Here is a 16,134-nt window from a genome sequence, read left to right as displayed (position 1 = left end):
CGAGCCGACGGCCAATTGTTAGAGTGTGAACCGGCTGCCGAGCTACCGCTGGCTCAGCGCTACTTTTTATTTTAAGGAGAGAATGAATGTTAAAGGTGTATCAAACCCTCCACCATTACCATGGGCCTATTCATCATCAGGTGGTGCTGAGCTATGAACTGCGCAAGAAAGCGCGGATTAAGGCACAAACCGAAGCCCAACAAGACATTGGTTTCTTTTTAGAGCGCGGCCAAGTGCTACAAAATGGCCAATTGCTAGAAGCAGAAAACGGCGAAGTAGTGGAAATTAAAAGCGCCGATGAGCAAGTGACCACCGCTTATAGTGATGATCCCTTGATGTTTGCCAAGGTTTGCTACCACTTAGGCAACCGCCATACGCCACTGCAAATTGGTGAGGGCTGGGTACGCTTTCAACCGGATCACGTACTGCAAGACTTAGTGGAACTTTATGGCCTGCGGGTTGAACAGCATCAAGCGCCCTTTGATCCAGAAACGGGTGCTTACCACAGCCATTTACCAGGGCATAGCCACTAATGAGTAGTATGGCGCAATTACAGTTAATGCGACTGGTTAGCCCCAGCTTACCGGTGGGCGGCTTTGCCTACTCGCAGGGCTTAGAGTACGCCATAGAAAACAACTGGGTAAATAATCCCAAAGAACTAAAAACGTGGATTGCAGGGGTATTACAAGCGGGCCTCGCCTGCTTAGACATTCCAATGCTGGCGGCCTTATATGAGGCTTGCTCAGAACAGGATTTTGCTAAATTTGAAAGCTTAAATCTGGAACTGATCGCCAGCCGAGAAACTCACGAGTTAGAACTTGAAGACATTCAAATGGGCAATGCGCTACGCACCTTGCTAAGCCAGCTGGATGAGGGCATCACCGCGCCACTGAGTGATGAAGCCATGAGCTGGACCAGTATGTTCGCCTTAGCCGGTGTGCATTGGCAGATCGAATTAGCAGAGTTAGCCGATGGTTATCTGTGGACTTGGCTAGAAAACCAGTTAGCGGTAGCCGGTAAAACTCTGCCTTTGGGGCAAACCGCCTGCCAGCAGCTACTCAGCCAATTGCTGCCGCTGCTACCAGAAGCGCGCCAAGCTGGCTTGGCCTTGCCCTTTGAAAATATAAGCGGGTCGCTACCAGCCTTGAGCTTGGCTAGCGCCCTACATGAAACCCAGTATTGTCGGCTGTTCCGCTCTTAAGAGCAGCTGCAGATAAGAGGAACAATGATGAGCATAAAACAAACTTTACGTGTTGGTGTTGGTGGTCCAGTGGGCTCAGGCAAAACCGCCCTACTCACCGCCCTTTGCCGCGAGCTAAAAGATCGCTTCAACCTAGCCGTGGTAACCAACGATATTTATACCAAGGAAGATGCCCAGTTTTTGTTGCGTAATAACGCCCTAGCTGAAGATCGTATTCTAGGCGTTGAAACCGGTGGCTGTCCGCATACAGCCATTCGCGAGGATGCCTCGATGAACCTAGCCGCAATTGCCGAGCTAAATCGTCGCCATCAGGGCTTAGACTTAGTATTAGTGGAAAGTGGTGGTGACAACCTTAGTGCCACCTTTAGCCCAGAGCTTAGCGACTTAACCCTCTATGTGATTGATGTGAGTGCTGGCGACAAGATCCCCCGTAAGGGTGGCCCCGGCATCACCAAATCAGACTTATTGATCATCAACAAAACCGATCTTGCTCCTCATGTGGGCGCCTCCCTAGAGGTGATGGATCGCGATGCCAAGAAAATGCGCGGTGAGCGTCCTTTTGTCTTCAGTAATCTAAAAACCAACGAAGGCCTACAAGACATCATCAACTTTATTATTGAACAAGGCATGCTGGAAGAAGCAGCCACCACCGCTAACTAATTTATTTTTATAAGGATATTGATCATGAAAAGACTACTCACTCTAGCCGCTGGCCTATTAGTCAGCTTGCCCAGCTTCGCTCACGAAGGTCATCACCACGGACTAAGCGACGGCCTATTGCATCCACTTACCGGCTTAGATCACCTAATCGCTTTAAGCTTAATTGGTCTACTTGCCAGCCAGAGCGGCAAGTTAAAGCTGAGCCTAGCCCAGAGTTTATTCGCTTTGGTATTGGCTGCCGTCGTCGCCAACATGGGCTTTGTGCCACCAATGCTAGAAACTGGTTTAGCTATCTCGCTATTAGTGATGGCAGTATTGGTAGCCAAAGTGCTTCCTCGCTCAGCCGGTATTGCCAGCCTAGTCGTGTGTTTAGTGGCGGCCTTACACGGTGCAGCCCACGGTAACGAAGTGCCAGCTAGCGCCGACCTTAAGTTATTCTTCGCTGGTTTCATTAGCAGCTCAGTAGCGCTAATCTGTGGCGGTTACTTCATTGGTAAACAATTACAGCGCAGCCAGTACGGCGAAAAATTCACTCGTGCCATTGCCGGTGTAGCAGGTGCCTTCGGCCTTAGCGCGCTAATCGCTTAAGCCAGATACGGTCGTCGCCGCAAAGCCCTTTGCGGCGGCGACAAATTTAGGAAACTACGGCATAATGCCGCCATGACAGCGATACCTCTCTCACAACAGCCACTTTTCCAGCAATGCCAACTAAGGCCGAAACATATTGCCTTAAGCATTGATGGGCAGCAATTTAGCTATCAACAGCTCTATAACATGGTCACGTCCACCGCCGCCCAGTTACAACAACAAGGGGTTATTCAGGGCAGTCGACTATGTTGCTTTTCCGCTGATCCGCTGCCAATACTGCTGTTGCAACTCTGCAGCTTACATTTGGGCTATTTATTTTGCCCAATCAATCACCACCACCCTCTCAGCCAATTGCAGCAATTAAGCGAGCAGCTTGATTGCCAATTTTACTGGACCGACACCGAACAGCAGCTAAGCGGAGCGAAAAGACTGAGCTTCGAACCAAACTTGCAGCAAAGCCACCAGCCCATAGCCCTAGACAGTGAACGGCCAATGAGCGTGGTATTTACCTCGGGTAGCAGCGGCCCAGCCAAAGCGGTGGTACATTGCTGGCGTAACCACTACTACAGCGCTCTAGGCTCACAAGCGATGATCCCGCTGCAAGCACAAGACCAGTGGCTATTATCACTGCCGCTCTATCATATTGGGGGGCAAGCCATTGTCTGGCGCTGCTTATTAGCGGGGGCGCAAATCGTAGTGGCGCAAAATAAAGGCCAACTATTTGCTGATTTAAACAACAGCCAAGCCAGCCATGTATCATTGGTGCCTACCCAGTTGTACCGCTTGCTGACCGAACAAAAATTTTGGGCTCACTGCTTGCAGCTAAAACACATTCTAGTCGGTGGCGCGGCCTGCAACGATAACCTTATCGAACAGGCACTGAGTCGGGGCTTTGAAGTATACAGCTCTTATGGCAGCAGTGAGATGAGCTCACAAATTGCCACTCGCCGTCACCGCCTCGAACAAAGCGCCTATCAGCTGCTACCGCATCGTCGCGCCAAGATCCATCAGGGTGAAATTTATTTGCGTGGCCAAACCTTGTTCTTAGGCTATTGGCAAAATGGCGAAGCCATTCTGCCCTGCGACGCCGAGGGCTGGTTTAACAGTGGTGATTTAGGGGAAATTAACGGCGCCCAGCTAACGATACAGGGACGCAGCAATAACATGTTTATTTGCGCTGGAGAAAATATTCAGCCAGAAGAAATAGAGTGGGCCTTGCTGCAATACCCTTCAATCGCTCAAGCCATCGTAGTGGCTCAACATAGTCCAGAATACGGTCAGCGACCGGTGGCCTTTATTCGTTACGCAACCTCATTTAAGGCGGAGCAACTAGAAGCATTTTTACGTGAGCGCTTAGCGGCGATCAAATTACCGATCGCCTATTATGAACTACCTCAGCAGCTCTCGCTGAAACCCTCAAGAAGCGAGCTAAGCAAGCTGGCTAATCATAAGCCTAGCTGCTGCGACCAATGTTGAAACTCTGAAATATTAATCCAAGATTGTTGGTAGGCGTGTTGTAAGGCACTTTGCTGCTGTTGTTGCAGGTCTTCGTGAGAATCAGGAACAAAACAACATGCGCCCTTAAAATATTGTTCTCGTTCTGCCAAATAACGGTTTAGCAAGCCGGTTTTTGCGAAATCATTGCTATTTATCATAAGCACTCCTCACCACTAGAAATAGCTAGCGCTCAAGGGTAGCAAGCAAAAAAGCTACCGCTTAAGTTACATTTATCACGGGTTTTGCTTGGCGACAAGCGCTATTTTAAGGCGGCGGGCATTCTGCTTATTTTCTAATCAAAGTTAACGCTAAGCAGTTTGATCGCTAGCTTAGACAGCCTAACCCCAGCCTTAACACCACGTCATTTGGTCGAGGCCTAATCGAAGCTCATAAATTCTGCTAGCCTTAAACCAAATGGATGACTTGGCACTAGCATGCAACAACCCGATCTCAACTTACTCTGCCGTTTTATTGAGGCCTACGAACAGCGCCACCACTATCCAGAGGTGTCGAGTAAAGGGCAACGCGAGCAAATCTTTCGTGATGTAGAAAACAGCCTCAAATGTTCCCTGTTTAATGCCGATTACAGCAAGCTCAGCCCCCAAGGCTTATTGCTGTATAAACGTACCAAGCAATTACAGTTGCAAATCAGCAACCTATTGCAGCGTCCCCTTGCCAAACCCGCTGCGCGACAAGTCACCATAGGCTTGGATCAATTCGTCCCCACACAAAGCTTATTACGCAGCTATCCTCGTTTTATTAGTGAGTTATCCTTGCAGCAACTGCAAATCGTACAACTAGACAACAGCGCCTTACTACAGCAATTAGCTAGCGGCGAGCTGGACATGGTATTAAGAGTGGCGCAAGCGCAAAAACCACCGAAAACCCACTCTAGACGCTATTGCAACTTAAACCTAGCCTTGGCCTGCTCGGCCAACCACAGCCTCACCAAGCACCAACAGCTCAGCGCCGAGCAACTACAAGCGCAACGGCAACTATGCCTGAACCAACTTCCGGTAGATTTAAAACTCAATCGAGTGAACCGTTGGCAAATTAGCCACCGCGAAATGTTACACGACTTGCTGGTACTGGGTATGGGTTGGGCATTGGCCCCACGACATTGGCTGGAACATAGCTTTAGAAATGGAAGCTTGGTAGAACTGCATTTAAGCAATTACTTCTCGGCCAATAAATTGGAAATCGAAATACTCTGGTTGAGCAAGCAGCACGACAGCCAAGTGGCACAGTGCTTAAACCTATTAGGGCTGAATGCTTATGATGGATGAAAATGCCCAACAGCAAGCGCTACTAGCCTTTGTTAGCCTCGCCAAACACGGTGAGCTGGCTAAAACCGCCCAGCAACTCAAATGCAGTGAATCCGAGCTTCAGGCGCAGATTCAGTCATTGCAACAAACTTTGAGCTGTCAGCTATTTATACCCGCTGCGCGCTTTTATCAGCTAAGCCCAGACGGACTGGCGCTTATTGAACAAGCCGAGCTAATACTGGCTCGCTATCAAGAGCTAACTCAGCATTGTCATTATCTACAACTGGGCAAAAGCCTTAGCGTGAATATTAGCTATCAACACTGGTTTCCCAGCCCTTGGTTAACCTTATTAGCCTGTCACCTGCAAAGCTTTGAGCCTTTATTAGAATTACAGTTCTCTAATAGCCAAAAACACAACATCCATTTCAGCTTCTCGGCGCGCGCCCATCATCAGGACTATCAAGTGTATCCGTGGCGTAAAGCCAAGCTAATCAAAGTGGCCCATCCAAGGTTGGCCAACCACCGACACGCCTTTGATGATTATTTAAAGCTATTCGATATTAGGGAGAACCAACAGAATAAATTGTTTGTTGGCGAAACCTTGTTACTGGATGCCTTAGAAGCCGGCCTCGGCTGGGCAATATTGCCAGAAATCAGTGTTGAATCGAGACTGGCAGAAGGACAACTTAAGGCGTGGCCCGAGCCTTTTGGCGAACTGGCCAGCTACTTACATTTGTCGAAACACTGTCCGCAAGATATTCACGCTTGGCTGCTACAACAAACCAGTGGCGATGAATAAACGCCAACAAGCCGTTATAATGCGTCATTGCCTTTAACCAAGAGAAACAATGAGTCGTCCCCGCTGTAGCCACTGCTTACGCCCGCAAAGCCACTGTCTTTGTGCGCATATTCAGCCTTGTCACAATCAACATCCGGTGCTGATTATGCAGCACAGCAGCGAGCAACAACATGCTAAAGGCACCGCCCTACTGGCTTATCAGGCGCTAGCCAAGGCCGAATTAATTATTGGTGAAAGCCCAGACGACTTCCAACAGCTAAAACAGCGAGTACTTAGCCAACCCGAGGCCTTCGCCCTGATCTATCCCAGTCCGCTTAGCCAAGCCATAGAAAACCAAGTAACCCGCTTAGATAGAATCGTAACCGCTGATAAGCCGCTACAGTTGATTTTTCTTGACGGCACCTGGCGTAAGGCAAAAAAACTATGGCACCTCAACCCTTGGCTACAGCACCTAACTCAGTTTCATTTCGAGACCCCGCCAGAAGGCCAATATGTGATAAGAAAAACTTCCGTAGACAAGGGCTTATCAACCATTGAAGCCATCGCCTACAGTCTACAAGTGTTAGAAAATCTAGACTCTCAACCCTTACTCAAGGCGCTAGCGGCCTTAAAACAACAACAATTAGCGGCCATTCCAGAAGGCTATCGGCATCGTTACAACAAACAAAAAGCAACATCTAGTTAACATTTTTAAAACATTAACTTGACCTAATTGACAACGACAACCATGCTTATAGTAAGCCGGTTGTCGCTTTTAGATGTTTGGCAGCAACACCCCAGTGTGGGTGCTACGCCTTTCCACTCTGCTAGCGGTGCCGGCTGCGCCGTTTCTAATTGCTGGTATTTTCCTCACCTCCTTTCCCCTGCAAAACCTCTTTTTAATTAAAGGCTCAGTGCTATGGCTTTAGCCCAGCGCCTTAGTGAACTAATCACGCTGAGCTCGCAGCCGTTTACTTAAGGCGTAAAACCATAAAACTCGGGGAAGATTAAAATCGATATTAATACCAGTATTTGCAGGCTAATAAAGGGAATGACCCCCTTATAAATATCCATAGTCTGCACTTGCGGCGGAGCCACCCCTTTTAGGTAAAACAAACTAAAACCAAAGGGCGGGGTGAGGAAAGAGGTTTGTAAATTCATCGCAATAAGAATGGCAAACCAGCTGAGGTCTATGCCCAGTATATCGGCTACCGGATATAACATGGGCACCACGATAAAAGAGATCTCCACAAAATCAATGAAGAAGCCCAATATCAAAATCACCAACATGGTAAGGATCAAAAATCCCCACTTTTCACCGGGAAGACTAGTCATGACTTCTTCAATTACCTCTTCACCACCGGTGTAAGAAAACACCATTGAAAACGCCGTGGCACCGATGAAAATAGCAAATACCATGGCGGTCACTTTTACCGTTTCTAGTGCTGCTTGATAAATAATGGTCCAAGAAAACTGTCGATAGATAATCGACAGCAAGATAGCGCCGACCCCACCAATCGCCGATGACTCGGTTGGTGTGGCAATCCCGTAAAAAATCGACCCCAGCACCGCGACCATTAAGCTTAGCGGTGGGGCAATGGCCTTAAAAGCATTCCAACAAGGCTGCATGCCATGTCCAGCGGCTTCGTTAGCCGGTAGCGCGGGAGCCGAGCTGGGTTTAAAAAAGGACACCGCCAAGACATAAATAATAAAGGCGCCTACCAGCACGGCTCCGGGAAGAAGCGCCGCTTTAAACAAATCACCTACTGGTACGCCCATCACATCACCCAGAATAATCAAAATGATCGACGGGGGAATAATCTGCCCCAGTGTGCCAGAGGCGCAAATGACCCCAGTAGCCAAGCGCTTATCGTATTTATATTTCAACATCACCGGCAGCGAGATCACCCCCATGGCGACTACCGATGCGCCTACTACCCCAGTTGAGGCGGCCAGCAATGCCCCCACCAAAATGGTGGACACCGCTAAGCCACCGCGCACTCGGCCAAATAGCTGGCCCATGGCTTCAAGTAATTGCTCTGCTAGGCGGGTCTTTTGCAATACGATGCCCATGAAGATAAATAAGGGCACCGCCATCAGAACCGAGTTTTGCATGATGCTCATGATGCGATAAGGCATGAAGGCAAACAGCTCGAAACCTTCCGACAAAACCCCAAAAACCAAGGCCACCCCACCAAATACAAAGGCTACAGGAAAGCCAGTGAGCAGCATCACTAAGGCCACAAAAAACATGATAATCCCGATCATGACAACATCCTTTTAATGAGTAGCAGCTAGGCCTTATTTCGTAGCTGAATGAGATTTTTAAGTAACATACCTAAACCACTAACGGCCAGACAAACTGCAGAAATGGGGATCATCGATTTAATAATCCAACGGTGGCTTAAGCCACCCGGGTCGCCGCTGGTTTCTCCCAAATGGTAAGATTCCAACGCAAAATCATAACCATACCAAGCCACCAAGGCACAAAATGGCCACAGAAAAAACACCACACCCAAACTGTCTATCCAAGCCTGAGCACGCGCCGATAACTTGTCATAAATAATGTCCACTCGCACATGCCCTTCGGCTTGTAAAGTAGAGGCGATGCCCAATAAAAACATCGCTGCAAACAAATGCCACTCTAACTCCTGCATGCCAATAGAGCTGGAACGAAAGAAATAACGCATCACCACGTCATAAAAAATATTCACCAGCATTAACAACATTAATATCGCCGTCAGTACTGCGATTCCCTTAGAAAACCGATCCACAGATTGTTGCCAACGCAACATGATTAACCTCCCTATAGCTTTGTTTGCCTAAGCAAAAGCAGCGACTAGCTAATAGCTAGCCGCTGGAGCTACTACAAATCTTCGGTACTATTTAAATAACCCTGTTCTGAAATCGCGGTATAGGCTCGAATTAACTTCATATACTGTTGCTGAGACTGAATTATTCTCGCCGCCATCGGATCCGTTTCAGCCTTCTCCTTAACTAGGTCATCGGTGGCCTTTTTCATTGCCGCCATTACCTCAGCAGGAAAAGTTTTTACCTGAATATTGGGAAATTCTTGCAACATGGTTTGCCAGTTTTTAGCGCTTTCGGCGTAGGAATGAATAAACATATCGTAAGCCGCTTTACGCATCGATGTGGTAAGAATCGCTTGCAAATCTTTAGGTAGGCTCTCTAACTTTTTCTTATTGGCGATAAACATCAGCTCGGTGGCAGGCTCATGCCAGCCCATGTAGTAATACGGTGCGATTTTATGAAAGCCCATTCGCAAATCTAAAGAGGGGCCCACCCACTCCAAGGCATCGATGGTATTGCGTTCTAAGGCGGTATATAGCTCACCAGGGGGAATATTAACCGGTGTAGCCCCCAATTTAGCCAATACTTCGCCAGCAAAACCGGGAATGCGCATCTTAAGGTTGGCTAGGTCATCCACCGAATTAATTTCCTTACGGAACCAACCGCCCATTTGTACCCCGGTATTACCGCCGGGAAAAGGCACCAAGTTATGCTCGGCATACACTTCATCCATTAATTCCTGACCACCGCCATATTGGAACCAAGCGTATTGTTCGGGGGCATTCATACCAAAGGGCATGGTAGTGAAATACATGGTGGTGGGCAGTTTGCCTTTATAGTAATAAGATGCGCTATGACCAAGGTCGTATTGGCCACTTTTGACTAAATCAAACACACCAAATGGGGCTTTATGTTTATTGGCCGAGTCCACTCGAATTTGTAAACGGCCATCAGACATCTCTTCAGCCATCTTCACCATGTTTTTTACCGCGTCACCAAACACAGGGAAATTTGGCCCCCAGGTTTCGGCTAACTTCAATCGATATACTTTATCCGCGGCCATCGCCGTTGAACTTAAGGCGATAAGAGCCGAAGCCAGCAGGGTTTTGCTGCAGAGGGACTTAAGCATAATGTTCTCCCTTATTTGTTATATTCCATGGTTGCTCAAATGTTTATTATTCAATTTAAACCAATTGCTTAATGGTCGAGACAATGTTATAGAATTGTTAAAGCCATGACCATTCATAAAAGCCCTGTTTTCTTTAGCTAACTGCATATATTAACTAGACTTTGGTATAAGCTTGAGCTAAATCACTTTTTAATAGAAATGAAAAATATACAGATAATTAACATGTTACCTTTAGTGACTAAGCCTCTACACCTCTAGGGGAAGGCTTTAAGACATAACAATCCAATAAAAATAGAGAATAATTTATCTAGAAGTTTGAAGAGGATAGAGGAATTGTGATGACTTTCGTTGATAAGCTAGAGCCACATAAAAGGACGCTTTTAGCAAAGAGCTAGCCAGTCAAAGCCCATACCGCGAAAAAGCAGCGCAAGATTAATTAACTATGCGATTAAGCATGACCAGAGCGAGAAGTTTGTTATGGATGACGCGTTGGCGCTAGAATCAGTGGATAAAATCCACTCTCAACAAAGCAAGCCAAGGCCTAAGCAGCAAGTTCGTTTTGTCAGCGGCAGCTGCCAAGCCCAACAGCAAAGCGCTCTCGATTGTGATTTTAGTGCCACCCTCGAACAGGCCTTTCACTGCATTGAAAACAGCGGCTTCACTGAAAAATAACGGCTAACGCAGCATACTATCTAACTGATCGACGAGTTCAGCCCAATCGGCATCTTGCTGTATGGCATCTTGTAAGAAGGCTGCTTGAGTAGGACTCCAAAACGCCGCTTCATGTAAGCGTTGTTCGCTAGGTATTGGCCCATGCTCTGCGACAAACTGACTAATCGCCTCAATTGACGGGTCAAGGCCCAATTGCTCAAACAAATCGCTCAGGGTATGAATTTCAAGTTCCATAATAACAGTCCTTTTATGTTCCTAAGCTTAAGCATAGCATGCCACCAAAATTAACTCTGTAAGGCCTCTGCGTAGGCAAACACCGCGGGGGTACCGCCGGTGTGCCAAAAAAGTATTCGTTGCTCGGCGGAATAAAGGCCTCGACGCACTCTAGCAATCAGCCCCGCCATAGCTTTTGCGGTGTACACCGGGTCCAGCAAAATGGCTTCAGTTGTCGCCAACAACTGCATAGCTTCGCGTTCCGCATCACCTAAAATAGCATAACCCTCACCCAGATAATCATCATCTAAACAGACTTGTTCGGCGCTAAAGCGAGACGCTAAACCAAAGCGCTCGGCGGCAGAATTAGCCAATTCAGCGATGCTTTTAGTGAAATGCTGAGGCTGATGATTAGCCTTGTCGATGTGGATCCCGCGCAGCTGCGTATTAAGCTGTAAAGCGGCCTTGCCCAACATTAAACCAGCCTGAGTGGCACCAGAACTGGAAGCAAAAATAATTTCATCAAAGGCAGGCCCCTGCTGCTGTAGTTCGGCCAAGGCAGCGGCAAAACCCAAGCAACCGAGTGGATCTGAGCCACCATAGGGAACGACATAGGGGCGTTTTCCTTGCTCGCTGAGTTGTTGAACTAAAGCCTCAATCCCCTCGCCTTTACGCTGCTCTCCAGACCAAATAATCTTGGCTCCAAACAGTTGATCTAGCAGTAAATTTCCTTGCGCCAGCGAGGGAGCTTCACCGCCTAATAATAAGTAACAAGGTAAGTTTAACTTAGCTGCGGCAGCCGCTGTTTGTCGGCAATGATTCGACTGAATAGCCCCCGCCGTAATAATGCAATTGGCGTTTTGTTGCAGAGCATCAGCGAGTAAGAATTCCAGTTTACGAACTTTGTTTCCGCCCAAGGCCAGGCCGCTCAAATCATCGCGTTTGATATATATTTGTGGGCCCGCTAAACGAGCCGTTAGATTGTCTAGCGAATGTAAGGGGGTGGGGAAAACGCCTAGGGCTTGCCTTGAAACTTGCTGCCAAATCATGCGCTCTTCCTTTTAAAGTAAACGGCTACATCCCACTCTGCTCTGGGCTTACTTCTTACCCGCACCTAAAGGCGTAAAACTGATTTTTCCGTTGTCGTACTGAGTTTCAGTTGGTCCATACTCGCGGTTGGTAAACAGCTTCTGCCCTACAATATCCAAACGGACATTGGGATGAAGTTCTTTTTTAACGGTTAACTTAGCATTGGTGAAGAAACTATCTTCATGCTGCTGATTAGCATCTAAGGCAAAATCTAACTGCACTAATTCTTGACGGGTGTGATGTAAGGTAGCGGCGAGTTTTTCGGCCAAACCTTGTTCTCTTTCTTCAGGTTTAGCAGAGCTCAGCTTCATTTGTGCGTCTAGCACCTTACCCAGTTTATTATGTAAACTTTTCTTAATGTTATTTAGGTTGCGCCGTTCTTCTTGAATGTCTTCAAACTCACCGGCAATACGCAAATCGGTTGCGGTGCCCGCCGTCGCACCAAGCACTACAGCAGTAATGCTACTGCCCGCATTTACCGAACCGCCGACAAGGGTTCCCCTCAAACCACTCGCATCGCTGACCAACAATTTGCCGTCGCATTCAACTTTACTATGCAACAACTGGCTGGTGACAGTGACATCTTTACCCGCTTTAAGATGAGAATATTGAACAAATGTGGCGTGTAATTCGCCAGCCGCCGTTACAGTGCAAGAATAGTTACTATCGCCTTCCGCCAAGCGATGGCCAATCACCCCTTTACCGATAACCACATCACCACCCGCTGAAATATCAGCCGATTCGGCAAAACCGTTGATATGCACATCTCCCGACGCATTCACCTTCATGCCTTCGCCCACATTTCCCGAGATTAAAACGCTACCAGAAAAGTCCACATGGCCATTGCTCACATCAACATTTTTCAAAGATAGAACATCATCTACCTTCATGCCGTTTTCGATTTCTAGGGGAAGACCAGTGCGGTCAGCTAGTAGCAAATTGGGGTCTTTAGCTGATAACTTAGTACCTTCGCCTACAACGATGTCTATATCACGCCCTTGTTTATATGGTAGTTCTTCACCACATACATTTTTACCCGCCCGCCCCAAGGTATGTGGGTGTCGGCGCATTAATTCGGTATTGGGTTCAACGGTATCTAAACTGCCTAAGTCTCGCATATCTACGCGACCATCATCGGTTTCTTTAGGTTTTAGCAAACGTTCTGTTGGGGTAGCGACAAAACGCTCAAATCGGCTATCTTGGCCATCTTCAGGTTTTCTGCCCAAGGCCACGACTTTTTTGATTTTGGTTCCAGGTTCCGCTTGTTTAGCTAGGTTTAACAAACTCAAGGCGCGTTGCTTTTGCAAACCAAAACACACTCCTGCATCTTGCATCGCGGTAACCAACTCACCTTGGGTAATAGGACTTCCCCCATAAGCGGCAGTAATGGTGGCTCGCGCCACCATTTTATCGTCAGAGATTTCGATTTTTATTTCGGCATTACGAATCGTCGCCAGCTTGACATAAGTATCACCCCATTGCGCATGTAGCTCTGGGGTCTCTCGTAACTCGGCGAACTTAGCAACGGCCTCCTCGATAGCGGAGTCGTCGATCAGATAATGACTAAACTCTGAGCGAAGAATTAAGGCCTTAATATCGGTGCTACTAACATACTGTTCCTGAGGGGTGATCTCAATTAATGCCGCCAGCTTATCTTGAGATAAACGTAAACAACTTAAATCCAGCATTGAGTCCCCTTAGTTACAAGCTTCACGGTAGCCCCTTAATTCTCTTAAACAGAAATTAATTTTGATTATGCCCTGTTACAAGATGTTAACCAAGATTAGTTGAAGCTTTCGTTTTCAACTAATTGAGCTGGATCTGCCTTTCACTTAGAGGAACGACAAAAATTCACTGCACGAGTGTGCCAAAAGAGAAATAGACATAATTATCTATAAATAATCATGTCATTTTGTTCAAATTATGACGGGGATGAAGCCTTATAAGTCATTAAACTCAATAAACGGATAACAATATAATAGCAATGGCTCATATACATCCAAGAACGCATAATAAGCCAATCTAATATAATAAATAAACCGCTGAATGAAGTCGCTTAAGACTTACTTAAACAACGGTTTATAAGCATTACTTAACCGTTAAACCAAGGGCAGTTAAAGAACTTACGTCCTCAGTGGTTATGGGCTCAATATTCAAACTTAAGCTCGCCACATTTTGGTTGACATCTATCACACTAATATCGTTGCGTACTGGGTAAGCACCACACAGTTCACCTTCATCACAAATAATATAGTCATTGTCATTATCGGTACTGACATAGAGACGATATTGCGCTGCAGCCACCGTAGCAAAATTAAAACTAAACCTGCCATTTTCCATTGCTACAGCCTGAGAATATTCTGTCTCGCCACTCACTGGGTCAACCAACAAGACATAAACAAGCCCACTATCCCCTGCTTGTTGGGTTGTCACAGTCATAGTTACTGTTACCAAGTGACTGCTGTTATCGGATCCGTTTAAGGTAATAACGCTACTGTATGTGCCATCACTTAATCCACTGCGGTCAATCTGAATATAATAAGTCCCCAAACCATTGCCATCGGTAGCACTATCATCCAGAGTCAACCAAGAGGCATTCTCTTGAACGCTGATAACAGAAAGTGGAGTCGAGCCCACCAAACTTAATTGAAAACTGGCCGTGGTTTGGTTGGCGCTTAAACTGATTTGCCCAGTACTCAAACTGAGATAACTTCGCGCAGGGTCATCAATATCAATTTGGCTCTGTACTGCTTTTTCCGCATTCAGCAAGCCATAACCGTAGGCACTATCCCAACCGCTTGCGCCAAGATCATCGCTTAAGCTTCCTGCGATCAACAGACTGATAAAGTCAGCCGTGTCTAATCCGGGATTAAGCTGTTTCATCAGTGCCACCACCCCCGCCACATGAGGGGATGCCATGCTGGTACCGTTTAAGTACTGATAACTGGCGCTCAAACTCGCGCCATTCTCGTTCACATAAGTGCTAAATACGCCGTCGCCGTAACCATCGCCATCAAGGTCAACACTGCTATTACCACCTGGAGCCGCAATATCAATGTAACTACCGTAATTTGAGTAGCTAGTTAACTGCTTCGCCGCGTCAACCGCACTGACTCCGATAACATTGGCAAAAGCGGCTGGATATGATGGTGTAGAGGTATTTTCATTTCCTGCCGCAGCCACAACAATCACGCCTTGCTCGATCGCCTGTTGAACCACTCGGTCAAAGCTAGCGTCATAACCCTCTCCACCTAAACTCATATTAATAACGCTAGCGACTTTATCCGGTAAGCGGCCGGAAGCATTGCTTAAACCAGCCGCATATAAGATTGCTTGAGCAATGTCATAGGTGGTTCCACCTCCATAGCCAAGTACTCGCAGGTTCATGATTTTAGCGTTTGGTGCAATACCCGCTACCCCGAATTGATTATTGGTTTGCGCAGCAATGGTGCCTGCTACATGCGTACCGTGCCATGAGGAACTGCCATTGGTTCCATTTTGGTCGCCGGGATCTTCGGGATCGTCATCTATACCATCACCGTCAAGAGAAATACTGCTATCAGAGATAAAATCAACTCCGTCGTCGGTTAACTGAGCAGCAAGGTCGGGATGGCGCTGGTAGATCCCAGTATCCAATACCGCCACCACTACGTCTTCTTGAGTCTGCCCAGCCATTGCCTGCCACGCGGCTTCAAGGTTTATTTGCTGATAATGCCATTGACGTTCGACTAAAGGATCGTCGGACAGCGCGGTGGCTTTGTAGATAAAATTAGGTGACACATTATCAACGCCAAACTTATGCGCCATCTGCTTAATTTTCATTAGAGTACGGCGTTTTTCCGCATATTTTGTGGATGGCAGGCCACCCATCAGCGAGTTTTTCATCCCAGCGCTTAAGGCTGATAAGTTGTTGTCTCGGTACAAACTCATTGTAGGGCTAGAGCTCAACGCAGATAGCCCATAACTCGCTCCATCAATCGTGCGCGAACCAGCTTGTGAGTGATTAATGATCATTTCATCGACGACAAAATCTTGTTGAGTGCTGAAGTGATGGCTAGTTAGGCTCGTTGACTCATTTTGCGCGATTAAACGCAGGGTATAATTTCCAGCAGAAAGGGCTTGGTTAGCTCCAGTGTAGGCATCAACCACCAAATAGTAACTACCAGTGGAGTCCACCGTGATCAATTCAGTCTTATTTACCCCTACAGAGCTAGCCACTTCAGTTTGCTCA

The 16,134-nt window shown here is 47.2% G+C and carries 17 protein-coding genes; 9 read left to right on the top strand and 8 right to left on the bottom strand.

The genetic code is table 11. The annotated features are described in order from the left end of the window. The first annotated feature begins 86 nt into the window (after positions 1 to 86). The 5 genes from ureE to menE all read left to right on the top strand — a co-directional run bounded on the left by ureE (position 87) and on the right by menE (position 3,925). Positions 87 to 533 carry an urease accessory protein UreE gene (gene ureE, locus ACQY6Q_RS03200; protein WP_055733695.1) on the top strand — a complete coding sequence of 149 codons (447 nt, stop codon included), beginning with the start codon at positions 87 to 89 and terminating at the stop codon, positions 531 to 533. After that, complete coding sequence (locus ACQY6Q_RS03195; RefSeq protein ID WP_427977790.1) at positions 533 to 1,201, top strand: urease accessory protein UreF; 669 nt, start codon at positions 533 to 535, stop codon at positions 1,199 to 1,201. Before ureE ends, ACQY6Q_RS03195 begins: the two co-directional genes overlap by 1 nt. A 24-nt stretch (positions 1,202 to 1,225) precedes the next feature. After that, positions 1,226 to 1,861 carry an urease accessory protein UreG gene (gene ureG, locus ACQY6Q_RS03190; protein WP_198150154.1) on the top strand — a complete coding sequence of 212 codons (636 nt, stop codon included), beginning with the start codon at positions 1,226 to 1,228 and terminating at the stop codon, positions 1,859 to 1,861. Positions 1,862 to 1,885: 24 nt separating this feature from the next. Further along, positions 1,886 to 2,449, top strand: a complete 564-nt coding sequence (locus tag ACQY6Q_RS03185; RefSeq protein WP_427977787.1) for a HupE/UreJ family protein — start codon at positions 1,886 to 1,888, stop codon at positions 2,447 to 2,449. A gap of 72 nt (positions 2,450 to 2,521) precedes the next feature. Further along, on the top strand, positions 2,522 to 3,925 hold the full coding sequence (gene menE / locus ACQY6Q_RS03180) for an o-succinylbenzoate--CoA ligase (RefSeq protein WP_427977785.1): 1,404 nt from the start codon (positions 2,522 to 2,524) through the stop codon (positions 3,923 to 3,925). On the opposite strand, the gene ACQY6Q_RS03175 is transcribed toward menE, so the two are convergent. Continuing rightward, positions 3,895 to 4,104, bottom strand: a complete 210-nt coding sequence (locus ACQY6Q_RS03175; protein ID WP_427977783.1) for a hypothetical protein — start codon at positions 4,102 to 4,104, stop codon at positions 3,895 to 3,897. The two genes, menE and ACQY6Q_RS03175, sit on opposite strands and share 31 nt — an antisense overlap. A 276-nt stretch (positions 4,105 to 4,380) precedes the next feature. Here ACQY6Q_RS03175 and ACQY6Q_RS03170 point away from each other — a divergent pair, with 276 nt between their 5' ends. From ACQY6Q_RS03170 to ACQY6Q_RS03160, 3 genes are read left to right on the top strand one after another with little or no spacing between them, the layout of a single operon-like run. Further along, positions 4,381 to 5,232: a substrate-binding domain-containing protein gene (locus ACQY6Q_RS03170; RefSeq protein WP_427977781.1), complete on the top strand. Its 852-nt coding sequence runs from the start codon at positions 4,381 to 4,383 to the stop codon at positions 5,230 to 5,232. Beyond that, positions 5,222 to 6,010 carry a LysR family transcriptional regulator gene (locus ACQY6Q_RS03165; RefSeq protein ID WP_427977779.1) on the top strand — a complete coding sequence of 263 codons (789 nt, stop codon included), beginning with the start codon at positions 5,222 to 5,224 and terminating at the stop codon, positions 6,008 to 6,010. Before ACQY6Q_RS03170 ends, ACQY6Q_RS03165 begins: the two co-directional genes overlap by 11 nt. 49 nt (positions 6,011 to 6,059) lie before the next feature. Then, positions 6,060 to 6,695 carry a tRNA-uridine aminocarboxypropyltransferase gene (locus ACQY6Q_RS03160; protein ID WP_427977777.1) on the top strand — a complete coding sequence of 212 codons (636 nt, stop codon included), beginning with the start codon at positions 6,060 to 6,062 and terminating at the stop codon, positions 6,693 to 6,695. 269 nt (positions 6,696 to 6,964) lie between these two features. Here the strand turns inward: ACQY6Q_RS03160 and ACQY6Q_RS03155 are convergent, their stop codons facing one another. The 3 genes from ACQY6Q_RS03155 to ACQY6Q_RS03145 form a co-directional block, all read right to left on the bottom strand. Beyond that, the gene (locus tag ACQY6Q_RS03155) at positions 6,965 to 8,257 is read right to left on the bottom strand and encodes a TRAP transporter large permease (RefSeq protein ID WP_427977776.1); all 1,293 of its coding nucleotides are present in this window, start codon (positions 8,255 to 8,257) and stop codon (positions 6,965 to 6,967) included. Positions 8,258 to 8,283: 26 nt separating this feature from the next. Next, on the bottom strand, positions 8,284 to 8,784 hold the full coding sequence (locus ACQY6Q_RS03150) for a TRAP transporter small permease subunit (protein ID WP_427977774.1): 501 nt from the start codon (positions 8,782 to 8,784) through the stop codon (positions 8,284 to 8,286). 71 nt (positions 8,785 to 8,855) lie between these two features. Beyond that, positions 8,856 to 9,929, bottom strand: coding sequence for a TRAP transporter substrate-binding protein (locus tag ACQY6Q_RS03145; RefSeq protein WP_188407579.1), 1,074 nt, complete (start codon positions 9,927 to 9,929; stop codon positions 8,856 to 8,858). A 477-nt stretch (positions 9,930 to 10,406) separates the two neighbouring features. Between ACQY6Q_RS03145 and ACQY6Q_RS03140 the strand changes: the two genes are divergently transcribed. Further along, positions 10,407 to 10,601: a hypothetical protein gene (locus ACQY6Q_RS03140; RefSeq protein WP_427977770.1), complete on the top strand. Its 195-nt coding sequence runs from the start codon at positions 10,407 to 10,409 to the stop codon at positions 10,599 to 10,601. Positions 10,602 to 10,604: 3 nt separating this feature from the next. On the opposite strand, the gene ACQY6Q_RS03135 is transcribed toward ACQY6Q_RS03140, so the two are convergent. The 4 genes from ACQY6Q_RS03135 to ACQY6Q_RS03120 form a co-directional block, all read right to left on the bottom strand. Continuing rightward, positions 10,605 to 10,835, bottom strand: coding sequence for a DUF2789 family protein (locus ACQY6Q_RS03135; protein ID WP_055733685.1), 231 nt, complete (start codon positions 10,833 to 10,835; stop codon positions 10,605 to 10,607). A gap of 50 nt (positions 10,836 to 10,885) precedes the next feature. Continuing rightward, a complete protein-coding gene (locus tag ACQY6Q_RS03130) occupies positions 10,886 to 11,863 on the bottom strand; it encodes a D-cysteine desulfhydrase family protein (protein ID WP_427977768.1) in 978 nt (325 codons plus the stop codon). Positions 11,864 to 11,911: 48 nt separating this feature from the next. After that, a complete protein-coding gene (locus ACQY6Q_RS03125) occupies positions 11,912 to 13,591 on the bottom strand; it encodes a DUF342 domain-containing protein (protein WP_427977766.1) in 1,680 nt (559 codons plus the stop codon). A 400-nt stretch (positions 13,592 to 13,991) separates the two neighbouring features. Beyond that, the coding region (locus tag ACQY6Q_RS03120; RefSeq protein WP_427977763.1) for a S8 family peptidase at positions 13,992 to 16,134 on the bottom strand (2,143 nt) is incomplete at its 5' end.

Source organism: Agarivorans sp., from assembly GCF_050295395.1.
Taxonomy (GTDB): Bacteria; Pseudomonadota; Gammaproteobacteria; order Enterobacterales; family Celerinatantimonadaceae; genus Agarivorans.
Note: the sequence above shows the minus strand (reverse complement) of the source record. Positions and strands in the feature narration are given on the sequence as shown.

Bases quoted from the DNA above. Each gene is read 5' to 3' on its own strand.
- ureE (WP_055733695.1), top strand. From the start codon at position 87: ATGTTAAAGGTGTATCAAACCCTCCACCATTACCATGGGCCTATTCAT.
- ACQY6Q_RS03195 (WP_427977790.1), top strand. From the start codon at position 533: ATGAGTAGTATGGCGCAATTACAGTTAATGCGACTGGTTAGCCCCAGC.
- ureG (WP_198150154.1), top strand. From the start codon at position 1,226: ATGATGAGCATAAAACAAACTTTACGTGTTGGTGTTGGTGGTCCAGTG.
- ACQY6Q_RS03185 (WP_427977787.1), top strand. From the start codon at position 1,886: ATGAAAAGACTACTCACTCTAGCCGCTGGCCTATTAGTCAGCTTGCCC.
- menE (WP_427977785.1), top strand. From the start codon at position 2,522: ATGACAGCGATACCTCTCTCACAACAGCCACTTTTCCAGCAATGCCAA.
- ACQY6Q_RS03175 (WP_427977783.1), bottom strand. From the start codon at position 4,104: ATGATAAATAGCAATGATTTCGCAAAAACCGGCTTGCTAAACCGTTAT.
- ACQY6Q_RS03170 (WP_427977781.1), top strand. From the start codon at position 4,381: ATGCAACAACCCGATCTCAACTTACTCTGCCGTTTTATTGAGGCCTAC.
- ACQY6Q_RS03165 (WP_427977779.1), top strand. From the start codon at position 5,222: ATGATGGATGAAAATGCCCAACAGCAAGCGCTACTAGCCTTTGTTAGC.
- ACQY6Q_RS03160 (WP_427977777.1), top strand. From the start codon at position 6,060: ATGAGTCGTCCCCGCTGTAGCCACTGCTTACGCCCGCAAAGCCACTGT.
- ACQY6Q_RS03155 (WP_427977776.1), bottom strand. From the start codon at position 8,257: ATGATCGGGATTATCATGTTTTTTGTGGCCTTAGTGATGCTGCTCACT.
- ACQY6Q_RS03150 (WP_427977774.1), bottom strand. From the start codon at position 8,784: ATGTTGCGTTGGCAACAATCTGTGGATCGGTTTTCTAAGGGAATCGCA.
- ACQY6Q_RS03145 (WP_188407579.1), bottom strand. From the start codon at position 9,929: ATGCTTAAGTCCCTCTGCAGCAAAACCCTGCTGGCTTCGGCTCTTATC.
- ACQY6Q_RS03140 (WP_427977770.1), top strand. From the start codon at position 10,407: ATGGATGACGCGTTGGCGCTAGAATCAGTGGATAAAATCCACTCTCAA.
- ACQY6Q_RS03135 (WP_055733685.1), bottom strand. From the start codon at position 10,835: ATGGAACTTGAAATTCATACCCTGAGCGATTTGTTTGAGCAATTGGGC.
- ACQY6Q_RS03130 (WP_427977768.1), bottom strand. From the start codon at position 11,863: ATGATTTGGCAGCAAGTTTCAAGGCAAGCCCTAGGCGTTTTCCCCACC.
- ACQY6Q_RS03125 (WP_427977766.1), bottom strand. From the start codon at position 13,591: ATGCTGGATTTAAGTTGTTTACGTTTATCTCAAGATAAGCTGGCGGCA.